The 22726-nt window shown below is 68.5% G+C and carries 22 protein-coding genes and 1 riboswitch; of the genes, 13 read left to right on the top strand and 9 right to left on the bottom strand.

What is annotated here, in order from left to right:
• Window position 1: 1 nt before the first annotated feature.
• Window positions 2–313 carry an MmcQ/YjbR family DNA-binding protein gene (locus tag HCC78_RS08815; RefSeq protein ID WP_172328388.1) on the top strand — a complete coding sequence of 104 codons (312 nt, stop codon included), beginning with the start codon at window positions 2–4 and terminating at the stop codon, window positions 311–313.
• Window positions 314–324: 11 nt separating this feature from the next.
• Here HCC78_RS08815 and cobT read toward each other — a convergent pair whose 3' ends face one another.
• Window positions 325–1341, bottom strand: a complete 1017-nt coding sequence (gene cobT, locus HCC78_RS08810; protein WP_172328387.1) for a nicotinate-nucleotide--dimethylbenzimidazole phosphoribosyltransferase — start codon at window positions 1339–1341, stop codon at window positions 325–327.
• A gap of 40 nt (window positions 1342–1381) precedes the next feature.
• Here cobT and HCC78_RS08805 point away from each other — a divergent pair, with 40 nt between their 5' ends.
• The 7 genes from HCC78_RS08805 to HCC78_RS08775 all read left to right on the top strand — a co-directional run bounded on the left by HCC78_RS08805 (window position 1382) and on the right by HCC78_RS08775 (window position 8882).
• Window positions 1382–2164 carry an adenosylcobinamide-GDP ribazoletransferase gene (locus HCC78_RS08805; protein WP_172328386.1) on the top strand — a complete coding sequence of 261 codons (783 nt, stop codon included), beginning with the start codon at window positions 1382–1384 and terminating at the stop codon, window positions 2162–2164.
• Window positions 2165–2553: 389 nt separating this feature from the next.
• Window positions 2554–3840: an urea ABC transporter substrate-binding protein gene (urtA, locus tag HCC78_RS08800; RefSeq protein ID WP_172328385.1), complete on the top strand. Its 1287-nt coding sequence runs from the start codon at window positions 2554–2556 to the stop codon at window positions 3838–3840.
• Window positions 3841–3914: 74 nt separating this feature from the next.
• A complete protein-coding gene (urtB, locus tag HCC78_RS08795; RefSeq protein ID WP_172328384.1) occupies window positions 3915–5519 on the top strand; it encodes an urea ABC transporter permease subunit UrtB in 1605 nt (534 codons plus the stop codon).
• A 232-nt stretch (window positions 5520–5751) separates the two neighbouring features.
• The gene (gene urtC, locus HCC78_RS08790; protein WP_172328383.1) at window positions 5752–6855 is read left to right on the top strand and encodes an urea ABC transporter permease subunit UrtC; all 1104 of its coding nucleotides are present in this window, start codon (window positions 5752–5754) and stop codon (window positions 6853–6855) included.
• Window positions 6852–7589: an urea ABC transporter ATP-binding protein UrtD gene (gene urtD / locus HCC78_RS08785; protein ID WP_172328382.1), complete on the top strand. Its 738-nt coding sequence runs from the start codon at window positions 6852–6854 to the stop codon at window positions 7587–7589. The genes urtC and urtD overlap by 4 nt, the downstream gene beginning before the upstream one ends.
• 26 nt (window positions 7590–7615) lie before the next feature.
• Window positions 7616–8311, top strand: a complete 696-nt coding sequence (gene urtE, locus HCC78_RS08780) for an urea ABC transporter ATP-binding subunit UrtE (RefSeq protein WP_172328381.1) — start codon at window positions 7616–7618, stop codon at window positions 8309–8311.
• A gap of 79 nt (window positions 8312–8390) precedes the next feature.
• Window positions 8391–8882: an NUDIX hydrolase gene (locus tag HCC78_RS08775; protein WP_172328380.1), complete on the top strand. Its 492-nt coding sequence runs from the start codon at window positions 8391–8393 to the stop codon at window positions 8880–8882.
• A 765-nt stretch (window positions 8883–9647) separates the two neighbouring features.
• On the opposite strand, the gene metK is transcribed toward HCC78_RS08775, so the two are convergent.
• The 6 genes from metK to miaB form a co-directional block, all read right to left on the bottom strand.
• Complete coding sequence (gene metK / locus HCC78_RS08770; protein WP_172328379.1) at window positions 9648–10829, bottom strand: methionine adenosyltransferase; 1182 nt, start codon at window positions 10827–10829, stop codon at window positions 9648–9650.
• Between the two features lie 5 nt (window positions 10830–10834).
• Window positions 10835–10884: riboswitch (SAM-SAH riboswitch) on the bottom strand.
• A 44-nt stretch (window positions 10885–10928) separates the two neighbouring features.
• The gene (lnt, locus tag HCC78_RS08765; protein ID WP_253949108.1) at window positions 10929–12494 is read right to left on the bottom strand and encodes an apolipoprotein N-acyltransferase; all 1566 of its coding nucleotides are present in this window, start codon (window positions 12492–12494) and stop codon (window positions 10929–10931) included.
• The gene (locus HCC78_RS08760) at window positions 12472–13368 is read right to left on the bottom strand and encodes a hemolysin family protein (protein ID WP_172328377.1); all 897 of its coding nucleotides are present in this window, start codon (window positions 13366–13368) and stop codon (window positions 12472–12474) included. Before HCC78_RS08760 ends, lnt begins: the two co-directional genes overlap by 23 nt.
• A gap of 2 nt (window positions 13369–13370) precedes the next feature.
• Entirely contained in the window at window positions 13371–13895 is a 525-nt protein-coding gene (ybeY, locus tag HCC78_RS08755; RefSeq protein WP_172328376.1) for an rRNA maturation RNase YbeY, read from the bottom strand.
• Window positions 13879–14889, bottom strand: coding sequence for a PhoH family protein (locus HCC78_RS08750; RefSeq protein WP_172328375.1), 1011 nt, complete (start codon window positions 14887–14889; stop codon window positions 13879–13881). Before HCC78_RS08750 ends, ybeY begins: the two co-directional genes overlap by 17 nt.
• 337 nt (window positions 14890–15226) lie before the next feature.
• Window positions 15227–16552, bottom strand: a complete 1326-nt coding sequence (gene miaB, locus HCC78_RS08745; protein WP_172328374.1) for a tRNA (N6-isopentenyl adenosine(37)-C2)-methylthiotransferase MiaB — start codon at window positions 16550–16552, stop codon at window positions 15227–15229.
• A gap of 134 nt (window positions 16553–16686) precedes the next feature.
• Here miaB and HCC78_RS08740 point away from each other — a divergent pair, with 134 nt between their 5' ends.
• A complete protein-coding gene (locus HCC78_RS08740) occupies window positions 16687–17472 on the top strand; it encodes a hypothetical protein (RefSeq protein ID WP_172328373.1) in 786 nt (261 codons plus the stop codon).
• A 4-nt stretch (window positions 17473–17476) separates the two neighbouring features.
• Here HCC78_RS08740 and HCC78_RS08735 read toward each other — a convergent pair whose 3' ends face one another.
• Both HCC78_RS08735 and irrA read right to left on the bottom strand, forming a co-directional pair.
• Complete coding sequence (locus HCC78_RS08735; RefSeq protein ID WP_172328372.1) at window positions 17477–18082, bottom strand: MliC family protein; 606 nt, start codon at window positions 18080–18082, stop codon at window positions 17477–17479.
• Between the two features lie 75 nt (window positions 18083–18157).
• Window positions 18158–18583, bottom strand: coding sequence for an iron response transcriptional regulator IrrA (gene irrA / locus HCC78_RS08730; protein WP_172328371.1), 426 nt, complete (start codon window positions 18581–18583; stop codon window positions 18158–18160).
• A 158-nt stretch (window positions 18584–18741) separates the two neighbouring features.
• Between irrA and fabA the strand changes: the two genes are divergently transcribed.
• From fabA to HCC78_RS08710, 4 genes are all read left to right on the top strand, one after another.
• Window positions 18742–19248 (top strand): bifunctional 3-hydroxydecanoyl-ACP dehydratase/trans-2-decenoyl-ACP isomerase, encoded by a 507-nt coding sequence (gene fabA, locus HCC78_RS08725; protein ID WP_172328370.1) that lies wholly within the window; start codon window positions 18742–18744, stop codon window positions 19246–19248.
• 38 nt (window positions 19249–19286) lie between these two features.
• On the top strand, window positions 19287–20513 hold the full coding sequence (gene fabB / locus HCC78_RS08720; RefSeq protein WP_172328369.1) for a beta-ketoacyl-ACP synthase I: 1227 nt from the start codon (window positions 19287–19289) through the stop codon (window positions 20511–20513).
• A gap of 6 nt (window positions 20514–20519) precedes the next feature.
• Window positions 20520–21308, top strand: a complete 789-nt coding sequence (locus HCC78_RS08715) for an enoyl-ACP reductase (protein WP_172328368.1) — start codon at window positions 20520–20522, stop codon at window positions 21306–21308.
• Between the two features lie 110 nt (window positions 21309–21418).
• Complete coding sequence (locus HCC78_RS08710; protein WP_172328367.1) at window positions 21419–22627, top strand: hypothetical protein; 1209 nt, start codon at window positions 21419–21421, stop codon at window positions 22625–22627.
• Window positions 22628–22726: the final 99 nt, after the last annotated feature.

The raw sequence follows: 22726 nt of genomic DNA, 5'->3' as shown, positions 1-22726 counted from the left end.
GGTGACCGGGGAGGAGTTCGCCGCGCTCGCCCTGTCGCTGCCGGGGGCGGAGGCCCGGCCGCATTTCGACCGCACCGCCTACCGGGTGCGCAAGGGCTTCGCCACGCTCGCCCCCGACCGGGCCAGCGCCAACCTGTTCCTGTCGCCCGAAGAGCAGGAACACTGGTGCGCGCTGCTGCCCGGGGCCTTCGCCCCCGTGCCGAACAAGTGGGGCGCGCGCGGGGCGACAACCGTCACGCTCGACGCCATCGATGAAGCCGCGCTGCTGCCCGCGCTCCGGTCCGCCTGGCGCGCCGCCGGCGGCCGGGAGTGACCGCGCCGGGCTCAGTCCCTGCCGGAAACACCGGCCTCGCCGAAGCTTGCCATGCCGGAATGGCAGGCCACCGCCGCGCGCAGGAGCGGAATCGCCACTGCCGCACCGGTGCCCTCGCCGAGCCGCAGCCCGAGCCGCAGCAGCGGTTCCATGCCGAGCGCGTTGAGCAGCCGCAGATGCGCCGATTCCGCCGAGCAATGCCCCGCCATCGCGTGGTCGAGCCCGCCGAACACCGCCTGGGACAGAACCGAGGCCGCCGCGCAGGAGATGAAGCCGTCGAGGATCACCGGGATGCGCAGCATCCGCGCCCGGGCATAGGCACCGGTCATCGCCGCCACTTCGCGGCCGCCGAGACGGCGCAGGATCTCCACCGGATCGCCCGCCTCGATCGCCTCGGCATGCAGGTCGAGCGCCGCCTCCACCGCCGCTGCCTTGCGCGACAGGCCGCCCTCGTCGACACCGGTGCCGCGCCCGACCCAGGTTCCTGCCCCGCCGCCGTAGAAGGCCGCCGCCAGCACCGCGGCGATGGTGGTGTTGCCGATGCCCATCTCGCCCGCGACGAACAGGTCCGCGTCCGGATCGACCGCGCTCCAGCCTGCCGAGAGCGCCTCGCAGAGCTCCCCATCGGTCATCGCCGGGCCTTCGGTGATGTCGCCGGTCGGCCGGTCGAGATCCAGCGCATGCACGGTCAGATCGGCCCCCGCGGCGCGCGCCAGCTGGTTGATCGCCGCGCCCCCGGCCTCGTAATTTGCGACCATCTGCACGGTGACTTCGGCCGGGAAGGCCGAAACGCCCTTGGCGGCGACGCCGTGATTGCCCGCGAAGATGGCGATCTGCACCTTGTCCAGCTTCGGCCGGGCATCGCCGCGCCAGGAGGCGTACCAGAGCGCGAGGTCCTCGAGCTGGCCGAGCGCGCCCTCGGGCTTGGTCAGCGAGGCGTTGCGCGCCTGTGCCGCGGCGCGGGCCGTTGCATCCGCCTCGGGAAAGCGTGCGAACTGCGCCTTGAATTCCTCGATGGTCTTGAACATGGATGCCCTGCCTTCCGCCTGTTCCAGCCAAGGACGTGCCATGCCTGCCCGCCCCGGACCGCTTTTCGATCTCCGCGACATTCCTGCCGCCCTCGGCTTGCTGACGCGCTTGCCGGTGAAGGTCAACACCGCGTTCGCGCTAACACGCGGCGCCGCGGCGGCCTGGGCCTGGCCCCTGGCCGGAACCGCCGTCGCGCTGATCGCGGGCGGCGCGGGCTGGGCGGCGCAGGCCGCCGGGCTGGCCCCGGGCGCGGCGGCGGGCCTGGTGCTGCTGGCGCAGGTCTTCGTCACCGGCGCGATGCACGAGGACGGGCTGGCAGATTGCGCCGACGGCATCTGGGGCGGCTGGACCCGCAGGCGGCGGCTGGAGATCATGAAGGACAGCCGGATCGGCGCCTATGGCGTGCTGGGGCTGGTCCTTTTCATGGGTCTGCGCTGGCAGGCGCTGATGCTCGCCCTGCCGCTCGGGGCAGCCGGCTGGGGGCTGTATCTGGCGGCGCAGATGGTGTCCCGGGGCATCATGGCCTGGGCGATGGCGGGGCTGCCGCATGCGCGGCCCGGGGGGCTGGCGGCCTCGGCCGGACGGCCCTCGGCCCGCACCGCCGCAGCTGCCCTGCCGCTGATGGCACTGCCGCTGTTCCAGCCCGGCGGCTGGGCGATGGCCCTTGGTGCCCTCGCCGCGGCGGCGCTGTCCTTCGGGCTCGCCCGCCTCGCACGGGCGCGGCTGGGCGGGCAGACCGGAGACGTGCTGGGCGCCATGCAGATCTGCAGCGAGCTCTGCCTGATGCTGCTCGCGCTCTGCCTGCTGGCCCCGGCCGCGTGAACAATCCCTTGTCTTGTCTATACAAAAACTAGCCCGAAGCCGCGGCACCTGCCCTTGCGGCGGGCAGCCACCGGCGGATCTCCGCCGGCCCCGGCCCGCCGCAACCTTTCACGATCTGCTCATGGATTGTACACAATCGCAAAAAGCGCAGGCAGTCCCGGCGAAAATCATGCCATCCGCCCGGACCCGCAGAGCTTCACAGTTCCGTTAATCACTGCATGTTGCGAACGCTTCGTCGCAGGCGCACCCCGGGGGGCCGCGCCCAAGAGGGGAGGCAGGGCATTCCGGCCTGCTTCCGGAGACAGGGATGGCGGGGGGACAACGGCGTGACGACCGACAGGGACAGCACCGCCGGCCGAGCCGTCCGAATTTTCAGGGGAAACCGTTACATGACCAACTTCACCAAGACGCTGCTCGGCTACAGTGCGGCCGCCATGCTGATGGGCTCCACCGCGATGGCGGAATCGCATGGCGGCGATACCATCAAGGTCGGCATCCTGCACTCGCTTTCGGGCACCATGGCGATTTCCGAGACCACCCTCAAGGACGCCATGCTGATGCTCATCGAGGAGCAGAACAAGAAGGGCGGCGTGATGGGCAAGATGCTGGAGCCGGTCGTGGTCGACCCGGCCTCCGACTGGCCGCTCTTCGCCGAGAAGGCACGCGAGCTGATCGAGGGCAACGGCGTCGACGTGGTCTTCGGCTGCTGGACCTCGGTGTCCCGCAAATCCGTGCTGCCGGTCTTCGAGGAGCTGAACTCGATCCTGTTCTACCCGGTGCAGTACGAAGGCGAGGAATCGCAGCGCAACGTGTTCTACACCGGCGCCGCCCCGAACCAGCAGGCGATCCCGGCGGTCGACTACCTGATGGACAACGAGGGCGTGGAGCGCTGGGTGCTGGCGGGCACCGACTACGTCTATCCGCGCACGACAAACAAGATCCTCGAGGCCTACCTGAAGGACAAGGGCGTGGCCGAAGAGGACATCATGATCAACTACACGCCGTTCGGCCATTCCGACTGGCAGACGATCGTGTCCGACATCAAGGAATTCGGCTCCGCCGGGAAGAAGACCGCCGTGGTCTCGACCATCAACGGCGACGCCAACGTGCCGTTCTACAAGGAACTGGGCAACCAGGGCATCTCTGCCGAGGACATCCCGGTCGTCGCATTCTCGGTCGGCGAAGAGGAACTCTCGGGCCTCGACACCGGACCGCTGGTCGGCCACCTGGCGGCCTGGAACTACTTCATGTCGATCGACACCCCCGAGAACGACAAGTTCATCGAGGACTGGTGGGCCTTCACCGGCGACGAGAAGCGCGTGACCAACGACCCGATGGAAGCCCATTACATCGGCTTCAACATGTGGGTGAAGGCGGTCGAGGCGGCCGGCACCACCGATGCCGACGCGGTCATCGACGCGCTGCCGGGCACCGAGGCGCCGAACCTCACGGGCGGCATCTCCACCATGCTGCCGAACCACCACATCACCAAGCCGGTCTTCGTCGGCGAGATCCAGGATGACGGCCAGTTCGAAGTCGTCTGGGAAACCGACGACCTGGTGCCGGGCGACGCGTGGTCCGACTACCTGCCGGAATCGAAGCCCCTGATCTCCGACTGGGTCGAACTGAAATGCGGCAACTACAACACCGAGACCAAGACCTGCGGCGCCGAGTGACCGCGTCCTGACCTCTCGCGGCGGCTCCCCTTGCGGGGGGCCGCCCTGTCCTGTCGTTCCGCCGGAGGGAATCCATGCGCCTGCTGCCCCGCCTGCTGCTGTCTTTCGCGCTCTGCCTCTGGGCATCGATCGCCGCGGCCCAGACCCTCGAAGAGCTGGTCTCCACCCTGCCCGACGGCAACTATGACGACCGCGCCGCGGTGGTTGCCCAGATCGCCGCGACCGGCGACGACCGGGCGCTCAAGGTGCTCGAAGTGCTGCTGGCCGGCGATCTCGAAGTGCTGGATTCCAACGGCCGCGTCGTCCAGATCCGCAAGCAGGGCCGGGACGATTTCGCCTCCGACATCCTGACCGGCGAAGATTACGGCGAGGTGCCCTCGCGCGGCTCCTCCAAGGTGCGGGTGAACAACAGCCTGCGCCGCGACATCCGCACCGCGATCGGCACGATGACGCTGCGCCATCCCGATCCGGCCCGCCGCCTCGCCGCCGCCGAGTCGGCCTTCCGCAGCCCCGATCCCGACCAGTCGGAGCTGCTCGCCGAGGCCCTGGCGGCCGAAACCGATCCCAAGGTCGCCGAGGCGCTGGCCGAGGCCATCGCCGCCGGCACCCTGGCCCTGGGCGGCAGCGAGGCCGAGAAGCTCGGCGCCGTCGCGGTGCTGCGCGCCATGGGCAATACCGATGCCAAGACCGTGCTTTCGGGCGCTGCCACCGACCCGGATGCCGCCGTCGCCGACGCCGCGGCCGAAGCCGTGCACCATATCGAGCAGATGCAGAATCTCTGGGGGCTGGCGCAGAACGTGTGGTTCGGCCTGTCGCTCGGCTCGGTGCTGCTCCTGGCGGCGATCGGGCTGGCGATCACCTTCGGCGTGATGGGCGTGATCAACATGGCGCATGGCGAGCTCGTCATGCTCGGCGCCTACACCACCTTCGCGGTGCAGGAGGCGATCCGGTCGTCCTTCCCCGCCCTCTTCGACTGGTCGCTGCTGATCGCGGCGCCGCTGGCCTTCCTGGTCGCGGGCGGCGTTGGCGTGGCGATCGAGCGCGGCGTGGTGCGCTTCCTCTACGGCCGCCCGCTGGAGACGCTGCTGGCCACCTGGGGGATCAGCCTCGCGCTGCAGCAGCTGGTGCGCACGATCTTCGGTCCGAACAACCGCGAGGTCGGCAATCCGTCCTTCATGTCCGGCGCCTTCGAACTGGGGCAGATGACCGTGACCTGGAACCGGCTATGGATCCTGGTCTTCGCGCTGGCGGTCTTCGCGGTCCTGCTCTTCGTGCTGAAGAAGACGCCGATCGGGCTGCAGATGCGCGCGGTGACGCAGAACCGGGCGATGGCCGCGAACATGGGCATCCGCACCGGCTGGGTGGACGCGATGACCTTCGGGCTGGGCGCGGGCATCGCCGGGCTTGCCGGGGTGGCGCTGAGCCAGATCGACAACGTCTCGCCGAACCTCGGCCAGAGCTACATCGTCGACAGCTTCATGGTGGTGGTCTTCGGCGGCGCCGGGAACATCTGGGGCACGCTGGCCGGGGCGTTCAGCCTCGGGATCGCCAACAAGTTCCTCGAGCCCTGGACCGGCGCGGTGCTGGCCAAAATCCTGGTGCTGGTGTTCATCATCCTCTTCATCCAGAAGCGGCCGCGCGGCCTCTTCGCGGTGCGCGGCCGGGCGGTGGACGCATGACCGGCAGCCAGGCTCTCCCGCCCGTCATCGACGCCCCGCTGCGCGGGACATCTCTTCCCGTTGGGCCGGGCCGCGCTGGCGCGCGGCAGCCCCGCGGACCCCATGCCACGGGCACCCGACCGCCGCGCAGCGGCGGCCCGGCCCAACGGGAGGCGCTGCGCGCAAGCGCGGCAACGACGGGCGGGAGCGCCCCGCCGCCCTCCCCGTCCCGACACCAGAACGGAGCGCTGCCATGCTGAGCCTGATCGACCGCCGGATGGGCATCTTCCTGGCCGGCCTCTTCGTCCTCGCCGTCGCGGTTCCGGCCGGCAACCTCGCCATGGCGGGCCAGCCGGTTCCCTCCTACATCGTCGCGCTGCTGGGCAAGTACCTGTGCTATGCGCTGCTCGCCGTCGCGCTCGACCTCGTCTGGGGCTATTGCGGCATCCTCAGCCTCGGCCACGGCGCCTTCTTCGCGCTCGGCGGCTATGCCATGGGCATGCACCTGATGCGCGAGATCGGCGCGCGCGGCGTATACGCCAATCCCGACCTGCCCGACTTCATGGTCTTCCTCGGCTGGAAGGAGCTGCCCTGGTTCTGGACCGGCTTCGACATGTTCGGCTTCGCTCTCCTGATGGTCCTGCTGGTCCCCGGCGCGCTGGCCTTCGTCTTCGGCTGGTTCGCCTTCCGCTCGCGCGTCACCGGCGTCTACCTGTCGATCATCACCCAGGCGATGACCTATGCCCTGATGCTCGCCTTCTTCCGCAACGAGATGGGCTTCGGCGGCAACAACGGCCTGACGGACTTCAAGGACGTGCTCGGCTTCAGCCTGCAGGCCGACGCCACCCGCGCGGGCCTTTTCGTGCTCTCGGCCATCGCTCTGGCCGCCGGGCTTCTGGTCGCCAAGGCGATCACCTCCTCCAAGCTCGGCAAGGTGCTGATCGCCATCCGCGACGCGGAAAGCCGGACGCGCTTCATCGGCTACAGGGTGGAGGAGTACAAGCTCTTCGTCTTCGTCGTCTCCGCCATGATGGCGGGCGTCGCGGGCGCGCTCTACGTGCCGCAGGTGGGGATCATCAACCCCGGCGAATTCTCGCCCGCCAACTCCATCGGCATCGTCATCTGGGTCGCGCTCGGCGGACGCGGCACGCTGGTCGGCGCCGCGCTCGGCGCGATCATCGTCTCGGTCGCCCAGACGCTCTTCACCTCCTGGTTCCCCGAGCTCTGGCTCTTCGCGCTCGGCGGGCTCTTCGTCTTCGTCACCATTTTCCTGCCCACCGGCGTGCTCGGCTTGATCGAGAGCCGCCTGGGACGCAAGGCCAAGCCCCCGGCAGGCGCAAAGGAGGCCAGCGCATGAGCACCCAGCTTCTGCTCGACGGCGTGAACCGCAGCTTCGACGGGTTCAAGGCGATCAACGACCTCTCCCTGACCGTGGAAAAGGGCGAGCTGCGCGCCATCATCGGCCCGAACGGCGCGGGCAAGACCACGATGATGGACATCATCACCGGCAAGACACGGCCCGACACAGGCCGCGTGCTGTGGAACCAGTCGGTCGACCTCACCCGCACCGACGAGGCCGGCTCCGCCCGGCTCGGCATCGGCCGCAAGTTCCAGAAGCCCACCGTCTTCGAGACCCAGACGGTCGAGGACAACATCGCCCTGGCGCTGAAGGAGGACCGCTCGGTCTGGGCGACGCTGTTCTACCGCCGCTCGGCCGAGGACACCCGGCGCATCGGCGAGCTGCTGGAACTGGTGAAGCTCTCGCATGTCGCGGGCTGGATGGCCGGCGATCTCAGCCACGGCCAGAAGCAGTGGCTGGAGATCGGCATGCTGATGGCGCAGGATCCGGAACTGCTGCTGGTCGACGAGCCTGCCGCGGGCATGACCGATGCCGAGACCATGCGCACCGCGGAACTGCTGCGCCAGATTGCGGGCAAGCACACGGTCATCGTGGTCGAGCACGACATGGATTTCGTCCGCGCGCTCGGCTGCCGGGTGACGGTGCTGCACCAGGGCCATGTGCTGGCCGAGGGCTCGCTCGACCATGTCTCGGCCAACGAGCAGGTGATCGAGGTGTATCTTGGCCGCTGACCGCAAATTCCGGAGGGACCGGGCCCATGCTTGAAGTCCAGAACATCGACCTGCATTACGGTGCGGCCCAGGCGCTGCGCGGCGTCAGCCTGACGGCCGAGCCGGGCAAGGTCACCACCGTGCTCGGCCGCAACGGCGTCGGCAAGACGACGCTGCTGAAATCCATCGTCGGGCGGCAGTCGATCTCCGGAGGCGCGCTGATCTGGGAGGGCAAGGACATCTCCAGGATGCGCTCCGACGCCCGCGCCCGCGCCGGGATCGCCTCGGTGCCGCAGGGCCGCGAGATCTTTCCGCTGCTCACCGTGCAGGAGAACCTGGAGACCGGCTTCTCGATCCTGCCCCGCGGCGAGCGGAAGGTCCCCGAGGAAGTGTTCGAGCTGTTCCCCGTGCTCAAGCAGATGCTCGGCCGCCGCGGCGGCGACCTGTCGGGCGGGCAGCAGCAGCAGTTGGCCATCGGCCGCGCCATGGTGATGAAGCCGCGCCTCCTGGTGCTCGACGAGCCGACCGAGGGCATCCAGCCCTCCGTCATCCAGGACATCGGCCGGGCGATCAGCTACCTGCGCGACAAGGGCGAGATGGCGATCCTGCTGGTGGAGCAGTATTTCGACTTCGCCCGCGACCTCTGCGACACGTTCCACGTCATGGAGCGCGGGCAGATCATCAAGGCCGGCACACGCGCCGAGATGAACGAGGACGAGATCCGCGGGATGATGTCGGTCTGACGGATTTTTCCCGATCTGGCGGCAACATATCGGAAATCCGTACTTTGATCGGCAGCGGTTGCGCGCTACATCTCGTCGCATGGAGGAGTCTCGTCAGATTGCGGCGCTTCCCCTCGCCTTCGGCAAGGCGGGCGGGATCAAGGTGCTGCTCGTGACCTCGCGCGATACCGGGCGCTGGGTCGTGCCGAAGGGCTGGCCGATGGATGGCAAGAAGCCGTGGGCCGCCGCAAAGATCGAAGCGCTGGAAGAGGCCGGCGCCATCGGCTCGATCAGGGACGAGCCGCTGGGAAGCTACGGCTATGTCAAGCTGCTCGGCGACGGCACGGGCATGTCCTGCCGGGTCGACGTCTATCCGATGCTGGTCAGCAAGCTGAAGAAGCGCTGGAAGGAACGCGGGCAGCGCAAGCGCCGCTGGGTCTCGGCCGGAAAGGCCGCGGAAATGGTGCACGAACCGGAACTGCAGGAAATCTTCCGGCTTCTGGCCGCCGCGAAACGCGTGCCAAAGGCCAAGGGCAGCGGCTGGATGCCCGGAGGCGGCAGCTACGTCCCAACGACCGTCATGCGTGGCTGAGACGGCCCGCTTGCGTCGGCTGAGGCTCGGCGTGGCGATCTTGGCTGCCGCCTCCGCCATTGCCGCCTGCCAGCCGCCGGCTCCTGGAGGGACTAGCGGCATCAGCCGCATCAGGGCACACCGCCATTGATGGCACCGGTGGCGCCCGGGACAGGCTGGCAGCAGGTCGCCAAGGACAAGCTGAAAGGACCTGCCGTGCCAGTCACGCTGGAGGCACGCGGCATCGCGGCATCCGGAGACCTGTAGATCTGCGAGACCCGAGGCAACACGCCAGGGGTGGAACAGCGTGCCCTCGCGCCCGAGGGAGATCTTGCATGGCTCATGATGCTCGTCTTGGGCGGAGCACAACCATCCATTGGCAAGCACACGGTTGAACTGATCGCATAGGAGCGCAAGTCGATAGCGGCGAAACATGGCTGCGTCGATGCTCCGGATGCGAAACGCGGCTATCGCGATGCCACCTTCTCGTGCAAGCAGGACTACCCGGATCTCGGCCGACGCGGTCCGACGCGGCTGGTGTTCCGCTGCTGCTACGATCCCGGCGAAGGCGACGCAGCAGCCCTGAGCCGTGCCGAGGCGGCGCTCCGCCATGCAGCGCAAGGGCTCGCGGCGGGGGCCGAAACCTTCAGAACCAAGAAATTTCGGGACCTGTACCTTTGCGGCACACCGGCGTCCGCCCGAACGCTTGGCGCCGCGGAATGGCGCTTGAAGCAGAAAGCCCCGCCTGTCACAGCGGGGCTTCGATTCAGTGCGGGGCCGACCGGATCAGATCGCAGCTCTCAGCGCCTCTGCCAGGTCGGTGCGTTCCCAGGAGAAGCCGCCATCTGCCTCGGGCGCGCGTCCGAAATGGCCGTAGGCCGCGGTCCGCTGGTAGATCGGCCGGTTCAGGTCCAGATGGGTGCGGATGCCACGCGGCGTCAGGTTCATGACCTTCGGGATCGCCGCTTCGATCAGCGCCTCGTCGACGATGCCGGTTCCGTCCGTGTCGCAGTAGATCGACAGCGGCTCGGACACGCCGATCGCGTAGCTCAGCTGGATGGTGCAGCGATGCGCCAGCCCGGCCGCGACCACGTTCTTGGCGAGGTAGCGCGCCGCATAGGCCGCCGAACGGTCCACCTTGGTCGGGTCCTTGCCCGAGAAGGCGCCGCCGCCATGGGGCGCCGCGCCGCCATAGGTGTCGACGATGATCTTGCGCCCCGTCAGGCCCGCGTCGCCGTCAGGGCCGCCGATGACGAACTTGCCGGTCGGGTTGACCCACCATTTGGTGGCATCGGTCAGCCAGCCCTCGGGCAGGACCTCGCGGATGAAGGGGGTCACCACTTCGCGCACGTCGTCCGAGGTCATGTCCGGGTCGAGATGCTGGGTGGACAGGACCAGCGAGGTGACCTCCACCGGGTTGCCGTCCTCGTAGCGGACGGTCAGCTGCGACTTGGCATCGGGACCCAGCACCGGCGCCTCGCCGGACTTGCGCGCCTCGGCCAGCCGTTTCAAGATCTTGTGGGCATAGAGGATCGGCGCCGGCATCAGCTCGGGGGTCTCGTTGACGGCATAGCCGAACATGATGCCCTGGTCGCCCGCGCCCTCGTCCTTGTTGTCGGCGGCGTTCACGCCCTGGGCGATATGCGCCGACTGCTCGTGCAGCAGGTTGGTGATCTCCACGGTCTCGTGGTGGAACTTGTCCTGCTCGTAGCCGATGTCCTTGATGCAGTCGCGGACAATGCGGTCGACATGCTCCATGTAGCCGTGGAGCTTCTCCTGGTCGGAGAGGCCGATCTCGCCGCCGATCACGACGCGGTCGGTGGTGGCGAAGGTCTCGCAGGCCACGCGGGCCTCGGGTTCCTCGGCAATCAGGGCGTCGAGAACAGCATCCGAGATCCGGTCGCAGACCTTGTCCGGGTGGCCTTCGGAGACGGATTCGGAGGTGAAGATATAGTTTTTACGCGACATCGGCGTGCTCCATTGGTGTTACATCCGCCACGCCAGGAAGCCGTTGTGGCGGCATCCCCAAGCGCGTACGCCTCGGCCCGGGGAAAGGCAATGAGAAGTTCAGCGGCGTGACAAGATAGTGCTGCGCAGCAGCCAGACCGCCTCGGCGATGAGCAGCAGGATGAGCGGCCCGTTTCCGGCCACCGAATAGACCGTCGGCCGGGTGGCCTGCGGCAGCGGCCGGTCGATCACGCCCGAGGTGTTCAGCGCCAGGCTGGCGATCACCCGGCCCTTGGGGTCGATGATTGCGGAAATGCCGGTATTGGCAGCGCGCACCACCGGCAGCCCCTGCTCGATCGCGCGCATCCGCGCCTGGTCGAGATGCTGCTGCGGACCGGACATCTGGCCGAACCAGGCATCGTTGGTGATCTGCACGATCCAGTCCGGGCGCGGCAGGCCGCGCGGATCGGCATGGCGCGGGAAGATCGCCTCGTAGCAGATCAGCGGCAGCACCTTGCCCAGCCCCGGCCCGAGGTCGATCAGCTGCGATCCGGGCCCCGGCGTGAAGCCGCCCAGCAGGCTGGTGGCCAGCCCCTTGAGCCCCAGCGCCTCGGCCAGCCTGCCGCCCGGAAAGTATTCGCCGAAGGGCACGAGATGGAACTTGTCGTAGACCGGCCCGACCGCGCCGCCCGGCTCGATCACCGCCAGCGAGTTGCGCAGGTCGTCGCCGGCGAAGCGCTGCGCGCCGACGATCACCGGCTTGCCGCCCGCCGCCTCCGAAACCTTGGCGTTGGGCTCGGCCCCGAGATCGAGCAGATAGGGCAGCGAAACCTCGGGCCAGACCACGATGTCCGGCACCGCGCCGGTGCTGCTGGCAGTCAGGGCCAGCTTGCGCTGCCAGAAGACCGGGATCATCTCCGGCTTCCATTTCAGCGACTGGGTCTCGTTCGGCTGGACCACGCGGATCATCGGCCCCGGCGGCAGCGCCAGCGCGTCGTAATGCGAGATCATCCCCTCGCCCCAGAGCGTGCCGCCGCACCAGGCCAGCACCGCCAGCCCGGAGCCGAACAGCGCGCGCCGCGAGGCCCGCCAGACCGACAGCGTCAGCACCCCCACCGACAGGCAGCCGGTGAAGAAGGTCAGGCCGTGCGTGCCCCAGAGCGAGGCAAGCTGGCCGATCGGATGATCGACCCAGACCGAACCGATCAGCGCCCAGGGAAAGCCGGTGAAGACCACGCTGCGCAGCATCTCGGCCACGGTCAGCGCGATCACCGCCGCCAATGCGCGGCGCGGTCCATCGCCCGGCCCCATCGCCCAGGAGGCCCAGAAGGCGGCCGACCAGAACAGCGCCAGCCCCCCGGCCATCAGCACGATGGCGAAGGGCGCCATCCAGCCGTCCCTGGCGGCATCGACCATGAAGGGCTCGACGATCCATTGCAGCGCCAGCAGGAAATAGCCGGTGCCCAGCATCCAGCCGAGCCAGGCACCCTGGCGGCGGCTGGGCGCGCGGGCATGCATCCGCAGCGCCATGGCCAGTGCCAGCACGGTGACCAGCGGCAGCTTGAACGGCGCCAGGCCGAGCGCCATCAGGCCGCCCAGCCAGAGCATCACCAGCCGGGCCAGCCAGGGCCGCCCGTCCACCAGTTCCAGGATGTCCGAAAGCTCAGTCTTCGCCCGGAGCATCATCGAGCAGCCGCACCCGCATCCTCTTGATGGTCCGCGGATCGGCATCGAGGATGTCGAACTCGACGGCCGCCTGGGCGTGGGGGATGATCTCGCCCCGCGCCGGCACCCGGCCGGTCAGGATGAAGACCAGCCCGCCCAGCGTATCGACCTCTTCCTCGAAATCCGGTCCGGTCAGGCGGCGACCGATCGCGGCCTCGAACTCGGCCAGCGGCGCACGCGCCAGCGCGATGTAGCTGCCCGGAGATTCCTGGCGCCAGGGATCGGCCTCGACTTCGTCGTGTTCGTCCTCGATCTCGCCGATCACCTGCTCGATCAGGTCCTCGATGGTCAACAGCCCGTCGGTGCCGCCGTACTCGTCGATCACCAGCGCCATGTGGCGCCGCTGGCTCTGCATCTTCTGCAGCAGCACGCCGATCGGCATGGAGGGCGGCGCATAGAGGATCGGGCGCAGGATCGAGCGCAGGTCGAAATCCTCGTCGCGGTGGCCGTTGAAGCCGTAATGCAGCGCCACGTCCTTCAGGTGCACCATGCCCAGCGGGGTGTCGAGCGTGCCCTCGTAGACCGGCAGGCGGGAAAAGCCGCTCTCGCGGAAGATCCTGATCAGCTCGTCGAGGGCAATGCCAACTTCGACGGCGACGATCTCAACCACTGGAACGGCGACATCCTCCACCCGCATGCGGCGCAGGTTAGATATTCCCGGGGAAAGATGCCCGAGGTGATGGCCGTTTGCCTGGCCATCCTGCGCAGATATGTCATCATCCTCCTCCTCGCCCTTGCGCCAGCGATTGAGGAGGCGGGCAAGCACCCCGGGTTCGTCCGGGTCGGTCCCGCTCTGTTCATTGGAAGGGATATGCGCCCCTTCGGCATCAGACATTGTCACAATCCGTCAAAAGCCTCTTCTGCCCCATCCAGCAGATAGGGGTTCGCAAGGCCCATTTCACCAAGTATCGCCACCTCGAGGCCTTCCATCAATGCGGCGTCTTCGTCGCGGATATGGTCATATCCGAGCAGATGCAAAATACCATGAACCAGAAGATGGCGCACGTGGTCCGCGAACGGCTTGCCCATGGCCTCTGCCTCGGCATTGCAGGTCTCCCAGGCAATGGCGATGTCGCCGAGCTCCGGCTCGGCTTCCGACAGGTCCGGCGGCTCGCCGGCCGCGTCGGACTGAAGGTCGGCCGAGGGCCAGCTCAGCACGTTGGTCGGCCGGGACTTGTCGCGGAAGGCGGCGTTCAGCTCGGCGATGCGGGCATCGTCGCAGGCCATCACGCAGATCTCGTGCTCTCCGGGGTCCAGCCCCAGATGGCTCAGCGCCGCGCGCGCGGCTTCCTGGGCCAGGCCGTCGAGTCCGACGGCCTCCCAGGCTTCGTGTTCAATGACGATATCAACCGGATTTTGCATCCGCCGCGTCATACGCCTCAATGATCCGGGCTACCAGAGGGTGGCGCACCACATCCTTAGCCGTGAAGTAATTGAACGAGATCCCCTCGACCCCCGGCAGCAGGCTCTCCGCCTCGCGCAGGCCCGAGGTCACGCCGCGCGGCAGGTCGATCTGGCTGCGGTCGCCGGTGATCACCATGCGCGAGCCTTCGCCCAGGCGGGTGAGGAACATCTTCATCTGCATGGTCGTCGCGTTCTGCGCCTCGTCGAGCACCACGAAGGCGTTCGACAGCGTCCGGCCGCGCATGAAGGCCAGCGGCGCGATCTCGATCTTCTTCTCCTCCAGCATCTTCTGGACCTGCTTGGCGGGGAAGAAGTCGTTCAGCGCGTCATAGAGCGGCTGCATGTAGGGATCGACCTTGTCCTTCATGTCGCCGGGCAGGAAGCCGAGCCGTTCGCCCGCCTCCACCGCCGGACGGCTGAGGATCATCTTGTCGACCTGCCCGGTGATCATCATGTTCACGCCCGCCGCCACGGCAAGATAGGTCTTGCCGGTGCCCGCAGGTCCGATGCCGAAAGCCAGCTCGTGCTTGAACAGCGCCTTCACATAGGCCTTCTGCGCCTCGGTGCGCGGGCGGACGGTCTTCTTGCGGGTCTCGATCTCGACATCGGAGGCGGCGAACATCTCCATCTGGCCGTTGCCGGCCTCGCGCGAGGGGCCCTGCCCCATGCGCAGCACGCCGTCGATGTCGCCGGGCTCGATATGCTGGCCCTTCTCGAGGCGCAGGTAGAGCGTGTCGAGCACTTCCATCCCCTTGAGCCGCGCCTGCGGTTCGCCCATCAGCACCAGCTGGTTGCCGCGGCGGATGATCTGGAGGTGGAGCGCGTGTTCGACCTGGGACAGGTTGCGGTCAAACTCGCCGCAAAGTTCGACAAGCAATCGGTTGTCGGGATATTCCAGTACGATCTCCGGCACGTCATGGTCAGCGGGCGGGGACAGGACTTCGTGCGGCAAGCAGATCTCCTTGGGCTTGGGCCTGACTCAAAGCGTGCCCCCCGAAGCCCGGTCTGGCAAGGGGGCAGGATGAAACTTCATCATTCTGCAACATATTGGGGCCAGGGCCGCCAACTACGCCAAGTCTCGATGTTTTCCCGGCAGGACAACGGGAAACCCGGTTCAGCGCGCAGGACTTCAGGCGCCTCCGCGGCGCCCCGCCGCGGGCCCGGCGGGGATATAATGCGCAAAAAATAGGCAGTTGCGCCCAGCCCGAGACAGCGGCGCGGCGGCGCGAGTCCCTTGCCGATGCGTCATCCATGCGGCGATCCCGGCTGCTGAGCGCGGTGCGCAGGCCTCAGGCCAGGCGGCCGCCCAGCGAGTTCGGCCCGGCCTCGGTGATCTCGACCTGCGCGATCTGGCCGATCAGGCTGTCCGGCGCCTGGACATGGACCGCCTGCAGGTATTCGGACTTGCCGACCAGCTGGCCCTCCATCCGTCCGGCCTTCTCGAAGAGCACCGAGGCGGTGCGCCCGACCATGGCCTGCTGGTGCTCGAACTGCTGGCGGTTCAGCAGGTCCTGCAGGCGCTGCAGCCGTTCGCTGGCCACCTCGGCGGGGACCATCTTGGCCTCCTTCTCGGCGGCAGGCGTGCCGGGGCGCGGGCTGTACTTGAAGGAATAGGCCTGGCCGTAGCGGACCTCCTCGACCAGCCGAAGCGTGTCCTCGAAATCCTCCTCGGTCTCGCCGGGGAAGCCGACGATGAAATCGCCCGAAAGCAGCAGGTCGGGCCGCGCCGCGCGGATGCGGGCGATAAGCGCGACGTAATCCGCCGCCCTGTGCTTGCGGTTCATCGCCTTGAGGATGCGGTCCGAGCCCGACTGCACCGGCAGGTGCAGATACGGCATCAGCTTCGCGCAGTCGCCATGGGCGGCGATCAGGTCGTCCTCCATGTCGTTGGGATGCGAGGTGGTGAAGCGGATGCGGTCGAGCCCGTCGATCTCGGCCAGACGGCGGATCAGCCGTGCCAGCCCCCAGGCCCCGCCCTCGGCCCCGCCGTGATAGGCGTTGACGTTCTGGCCCAGCAGGGTGATCTCGCGCACGCCGCGTTCCACCAGGTCCTGCGCCTCTTCCAGAACGCGCGCGACCGGGCGGCTGACCTCGGCGCCGCGGGTATAGGGCACCACGCAGAAGGCGCAGAACTTGTCGCAGCCCTCCTGCACCGTCAGGAAGGCCGTCGGCGCGCGCCGCGCCTTGGGACGCTTCGCCAGATGGTCGAATTTCAGTTCCTCGGGAAAATCGGTGTCGAGCGCCTTCTTCCCCGCGCGCGCCTGCTCCTCCAGCTCGGGCAGGCGGTGGTAGCTCTGCGGGCCGACCACCATGTCGACCATCGGCTGGCGCGCCATGATCTCGGCGCCTTCGGCCTGCGCCACGCAGCCCGCGACGCCGATCTTCAGGTCGGGCCTGGCCTTCTTCAGAGGCTTGAAGCGGCCGAGCTCGGAATAGACCTTCTCGGCGGCCTTCTCGCGGATATGGCAGGTGTTCAGCAGGATCATGTCCGCGTTGTCGGGCGTGTCGGTGGTGACATAGCCCTTGCCGCCCATGGCCTCGGCCATGCGCTCGCTGTCATAGACGTTCATCTGACAGCCATAGGTCTTGATGTAGAGCTTCTTCGGCTCGGCCATGACGGCACCTCGGACAACGGACGGGATGGATTGCCGGTCCCTACACGGAAAGCCGGTCCTCCGCAACGCCCCAGCCCGTCAGGGACTTGTTAACCAAGCTGCCCCAAGGCTCGGGCTGCAACCCCGGAGCCGCCATGCATTGCCCCAGCTTCCGACGACTGCTCAGCGCCTGCCGTCCGGCGATCCGCCGCGGGCCGGTGGCGCTGGTGCTGGTGCAGGACGGCATCGGCGTGGCGGAGACCGCCGCCCGGCTGGCCGCCGCGGGCGTCCGCTGCCGGCTGGCGCTGGGACCGGCCAGCGCGCCCGCGGGCGCCTGGACCGGGTCGGCGCCGTTCGACGTGCATGCGCCGGGGGCAATGGCGGCGGCAGCCAATGCGCTGGCCCGCGCCGCGCCGGGCACCTGGATCCTGCCGATGTGGAACGGCGAGCGGATTGCCTGGCCGCATGGCGACAGCCGCCCGCTGCCGGACCTCCTCGCCTTCCTGCAGGAAGAGCGCCGCCCGGTGCTGGGCGGCGTGGTGCTCGACAGCTATCCGCTGGCCGCGGGCTGGGGCATCGACCGGATGGGCTATGGCATGGCAGGCGACGCGATCCATGGCGGGCTGCGCGAGAGAATCGGTCCGCCCTGCCCGGCTGCCGGGCGGCGCATCGACCGGGTGCTGGCCTTCCGCGCCGCGCCGGGGCTGGGATTCGACGCGCAGATGCGGCTGAACGATCCCGCGCTCGACCGCCGCCACGGCGACTGGCACCGCAGCCCGACCGGCGCGCTGGTCTCGCCGCGGGTCTGGGCCTGGCTGGAGGCGCAGCCAGATCACGACAGCCGCACCCTGCCGCGCGGCTGGAGCGGGTCCGCCGAGCTCGACGGCACGGCGCGGCAGCTGTGGGATCTGGGCTTCATCGAGCCCGGGCAATGGGTGTGAGCGGCTATTCCGACAGCACGCAGGAATATTCCGTGCCGTCCGGGTCCGGATCGCGATAGGTCGCTTCCCTGCCCTTCATCCAGATGTAGCGGCCGAAGCTGCCGTCATAGCGCGCGCCCGATCCGGTGCGCACCTGCGTGCCGGTGTCGATGCGGTCGCCGCGCTCGAACCGCACCGAGGGCAGCTCGGTGCCGAAGAACATGGTGACGACCTCGTTGGCCGGATTGCCGCCGCAGATCCACGAGGCCGTGCTGAACGGCTCCTCCAGCATCCACCGGGTGACCAGCTCCGCCTCGCGCATCAGGTACTGGCCCTCGACGCAGGCCCGCAGGTCCTCCGCCTTCCAGCAGTCGTCGCGCCCCTTGATCCAGCCGCGCTGGTAGGCGCGCAGATCCGCCGCGGCCTGCTCCGCACCGGAGCCCAGCGATTCCGCCGCCGCCATCGCCGCCGCATAGCGATCGGCCACGCGCCGGTCGAGCGCGGCCAGGCCGGGATCGGAACAGACCAGCTCCTCGGCGGAGCTTTCCGCCCCGGCGCAATCGAAGGACGGCCCCTCCGCGGCAAGGGCCGCAACGGGGGCGAGGATCAGGAAAAGGGCTTGGCGCAGCATCGCGGCCTCCGGCAATCTCGGACAGTCCGGGCAGCGTGCCACGGATCGTCCCCGGCCGGAACAGCCGTCCGGAGATCAGGCCTGGCTTTTCGGACGCAGACGGATCACCACGTCGACCTTGGCAATCTCCATGCCTTCCGGCGGCTCCGGCAGGTGGGAAATCGTCATCTCCGCGGCCGGCGCATCGGTCAGGTCCGATGAGTTTTCCCAGTAGAAATGCGGGTGGTCGTCGGTGCGGGTGTCGAAATAGCTCTTCGAGCCGTCGACCGTCACCTCGTGCACGAGACCGGCATCGCAGAAGGCGCGCAGCGTGTTGTAGACGGTGGCCAGCGCCACCTTCTCGCCGCGCTCCAGCGCCAGCGAATAGAGGTTCTCGGCGGTGACATGCCGATGCTCGCCGTCTCCCACGAGCAGCGTCGCGAGGGTCAGGCGCTGCCGCGTGGGACGGAGTCCCGCCCGTGCGAGCCAGGTTCCGGCGCGGTCTGCTTGCGTCTTGGGCATGGTGCGAAACATCTCCTTCAGCCGGTTTATATGGCAAAGGCTGCAGTTTCCGCAATCAATTTCCCTGCCGCAGCAGGGGGACGGCTCCCCTTGCCCTCTTGCAAAGAGGGGTGCTAGAGGGTGCAACCTAAGAAAACGACCATAAAAAGGAAGGCTGCATGGCCGATCATCCTACGCAGTTCGACAAGGAAGGCCTGTTGAAATGCGCACGCGGGGAGCTCTTCGGACCGGGGAATCCCCAGCTGCCCGAGCCTCCCATGCTGATGATGGACCGCATCACCGACATTTCGGCGGATGGCGGCGAGCATGGCAAGGGACACGTGGTTGCCGAGTTCGACATCCATCCCGACCTGTGGTTCTTCCCCTGCCACTTCCCCGGCGACCCGGTGATGCCCGGCTGCCTCGGGCTTGACGGCCTCTGGCAGCTGACCGGCTTCAACCTCGGCTGGCGCGGCATGCTGGGCCGCGGCCGCGCGCTCGGCGTCGGCGAGGTGAAGTTCACCGAGATGATCACCCCCGCGACGAAGCAGATCGTCTACAATGTCGATTTCGTCCGGGTCATGGACCGCAAGCTGAAACTCGGGATCGCGGACGGCAAGATCTTCGCGGACGGCAAGCTCGCCTTCACTGCCACCGGCATGAAGGTCGGCCTGTTCTCCGACTGATCCGCCGGTTCCGGCACAACTCCGAAAGGACCACGAGGATGCGTCGCGTCGTCATTACAGGTCTGGGCGTGATCTCCCCTCTGGGGATCACCGCAGACGAGGTCACCGAAAGCCTGCGCACCGGCCGCTCCGGCGTCCGCCGCGAGGAAACCTATGCCGAGATGGGCTTCCGCAGCCAGATCGCGGCGATCCCGCAGATCAACTTGGCGGAGCATGTCGACAAGCGCGCGCTGCGCTTCATGGGTCCGGGTTCGGCCTATGCCTATCTGGCCATGCAGCAGGCGATCGCCGATGCCGGGCTGAGCGAGGCGGACGTCTCCAGCGAGCGCACCGGCCTGATCGCGGGCTCGGGCGGTCCGTCGACCTCGGCGATGCTGATGGCGCATGAAAGCGTCAAGAAGACCGGCGCGACCAAGCGGATCGGCCCCTTCGCTGTGCCGAAATGCATGTCCTCGACGGTCTCGGCGAACCTCGCCACGTCCTACAAGATCAAGGGCCTGAACTACTCGATCACCTCGGCCTGCTCGACCTCGCTGCATTGCATCGGCAATGCGATGGAGCAGATCGCCTGGGGCAAGCAGGACGTGATGTTCGCCGGCGGCGGCGAGGAAGTGGACTGGACCCTGTCCTGCCTCTTCGACGCGATGGGCGCGATGAGCTCCAAGTACAACGACGCCCCGGAAACCGCGTCCCGTCCCTTCGACGTGACCCGCGACGGCTTCGTCATCTCCGGCGGCGGCGGCATGCTGGTGCTCGAGGAGCTGGAGCATGCCAAGGCGCGCGGCGCGAAGATCTACGCCGAGATCACCGGCTACGGCGCGACCTCGGACGGCGCCGACATGGTGGCGCCCTCGGGCGAGGGCGGCGAGCGGGCGATGCGCATGGCGCTGTCGACCCTGGGCGAGCGCAAGGTGGACTACATCAACGCCCACGGCACCTCGACCCCGGTGGGCGACGTGACCGAGGTGGAGGCCGCGCGGCGCGTCTTCGGCGAGGGCAAGGTTCCGCCGATCTCGTCGTCGAAATCGCTGGCCGGCCACAGCCAGGGCGCCACGGGCGCGCTGGAATCCATCTACACGCTGCTGATGATGGAGCACCGCTTCCTGCAGGCCTCGGCCAACATCACCGAGCTCGATCCGGCCATCCGCCCGGGCGAGGTCCTCACCGAGACCCGCGAGGGCGTCGACATCGACTCGGCGCTGACCAACAGCTTCGGCTTCGGCGGGACCAACGGTTCCATGATCTTTAGCAAGTACCACGGGTAAACGCACATGCCTGAGCTGATGACCGGAAAGCGCGGCCTCGTGATGGGCGTCGCCAATGATCGCTCGATCGCCTGGGGGATCGCCAAGGCGCTCGCCGCGGAAGGCGCGGAGCTCGCCTTCACCTACCAGGGCGACGCCTTCGGCAAGCGCGTCGCGCCGCTGGCCGAGAGCGTCGGCTCCGACTTCCTGATGGATGTCGACGTCACCAGCGACGAAAGCCTCGATGCCGCCTTCAAGGGCATCGAGGAGCGCTGGGGCAAGCTGGACTTCCTCGTCCATGCCATCGCCTTCTCGGACAAGACCGAACTGGCGGGCCGGTTCATCAACACCAGCCGGGCGAATTTCCAGAATTCGCTGAACATCTCCTGCTACTCGCTGATCGACCTGGCCCGCCGAGCGGCGCCGCTGATGGCCGATGGCGGCACCATCCTGACCCTGACCTACCAGGGCTCGAACCGGGTGACGCCGTTCTACAACGTCATGGGCGTGGCCAAGGCGGCGCTGGAATCGACCGTGCGCTATCTTGCCAACGACCTCGGCCCGCAGGGCATCCGGGTCAACGCGATAAGCCCCGGCCCGATGAAGACGCTGGCCGGCGCCGCGATCGGCGGGGCGCGCAAGACCTACCGCGCGACCGAGGCCAACGCGCCGCTGCGCGCCAACGCGACGCTGGAAGCCGTCGGCGGCACCGCGGTCTACCTGGCCTCGGACCTGGGCGCCTGCACCACCGGCGAGATCGTGCGCGTCGATGGCGGCTACCATGTGCTGGGCATGCCGCAGCCCGAGAATCTCTGACCCGGGGCAATCCCGGAACAGGTCCGAGCCGCCCCGCCCGACCCGGCGCGGGCGGCTTTTCCGTTTCCCCGCCGCCCCGACCGGGCCGCGGCACAGCGAAGGACGTGCCGATGTATGTGCTCGCAGATACGGCCAGGCTGGTGGCGGACGGGGTCCTTTCCCCTGCCCAGGCCGAGGAGATGGAGCGCCGGGCGCGGTCCTCGATGATCGAGCTGGCGGCCGGGCTGCTGCTGTCCTTCGGCATCCTGGCCGCGGCCGGAGGGGTGATCTTCTGGCTGCGCGACGCGCTGACGGTGGCGGTCATGGGCTGCCTCGCGGTCGGCGGCGGCCTGGCGCTGCGGGCCTGGGCGCCGCGCATCCTGCAGCTCTTCGCCACCGCGGCCGTGCTGACCGGGGCGGGCATGCTGCTCGGCGGCACCGCGGCCGAGCTGCTCTGGAACCGCCCGGCGCTGGCCGGTCCGGTGATGGTGCCGCTCGGCGCCGCCACGGCGCTGTTCTGCGGCTGGCGGCTCTTCCGCCGCCCGGACGGGCATTTTGCGGCCGCGGCCATCCTGCTGATGGGGCTGGCGATGCATCTCGGCGGGCTCTGGCGGATGCTGGTCGCGGCGCAGGAGACCGGCAGCGCCCTGCCCTTCGCGCTCCTGGCGACGCTGTTCTGGCTGCATGCCTTCGCCGCCATCGCCCTGGCCGGGCGCGCAGCCGACCTGCGCGCGGTCACCGCCCTGGCCATCCTGCCGTTCTCCCAGATCCCGGCGCTCGATCTCGGGCGGCTCGGCAGCGAACATGTCTTCGCGCTCGACGACCCGACCCTGGCCATCCTGCAGCTGGCGCTGCTGGCCGCGCTCTGCCTGGCTGCGGTGCCGCGGCTCGGACCGGCAGGCGCGCGCCATGCCGCCGTCCTGGCCGGTGCCGCCTTCGTCATGGCCAATCTCTGCGCCTTCGCGGGCTCCATGGGCGGCGACGTCATCGGGTCGGTCTGGTTCGAGCCGCAGCGGGCGGATTTCGCCGGTGACGCAAGCTACGAAGCGGCGCGGCAGGCCTGGCTGGCAGGCGCACGCACGATCCCGGAAGGCGCCTACAGCCTGCTCTGGGCGGCCGCTCTTGCGGTGCTGATCCCCTGGTCGGCCGTGACGCTCCGCCGCGGGATCTTCAACGCCGCCGTCGCCTTCGCCGTGCTCCATGCCTATGCGCAGATCTTCGAGCGGCTCGACGGCGAGCCGCTGGCCTTCGTCATCGCCGGGCTGGCCGCGTTCCCGCTGGCCTGGGCGGCGCGCATGGCCAACCGCTGGCTCGCCGGACAGGCCCGCAGCGGCGGCTGACCGTTCCGGCCGCAGCGCGCGGCCGCCGGGATCCGCAGAGGTTTTCCGGCGACCGGCCAAGAAGCCGGTCCCGGCTTCACCATTCATTATCCGTTTTCC

It is taken from the genome of Mangrovicoccus sp. HB161399 (genome assembly GCF_013184745.1).
Classification (GTDB): Bacteria; Pseudomonadota; Alphaproteobacteria; order Rhodobacterales; family Rhodobacteraceae; genus Mangrovicoccus.
The sequence above is the reverse complement of the archived record's forward strand: the minus strand, read 5'-3'. Positions and strand labels throughout refer to the sequence as shown.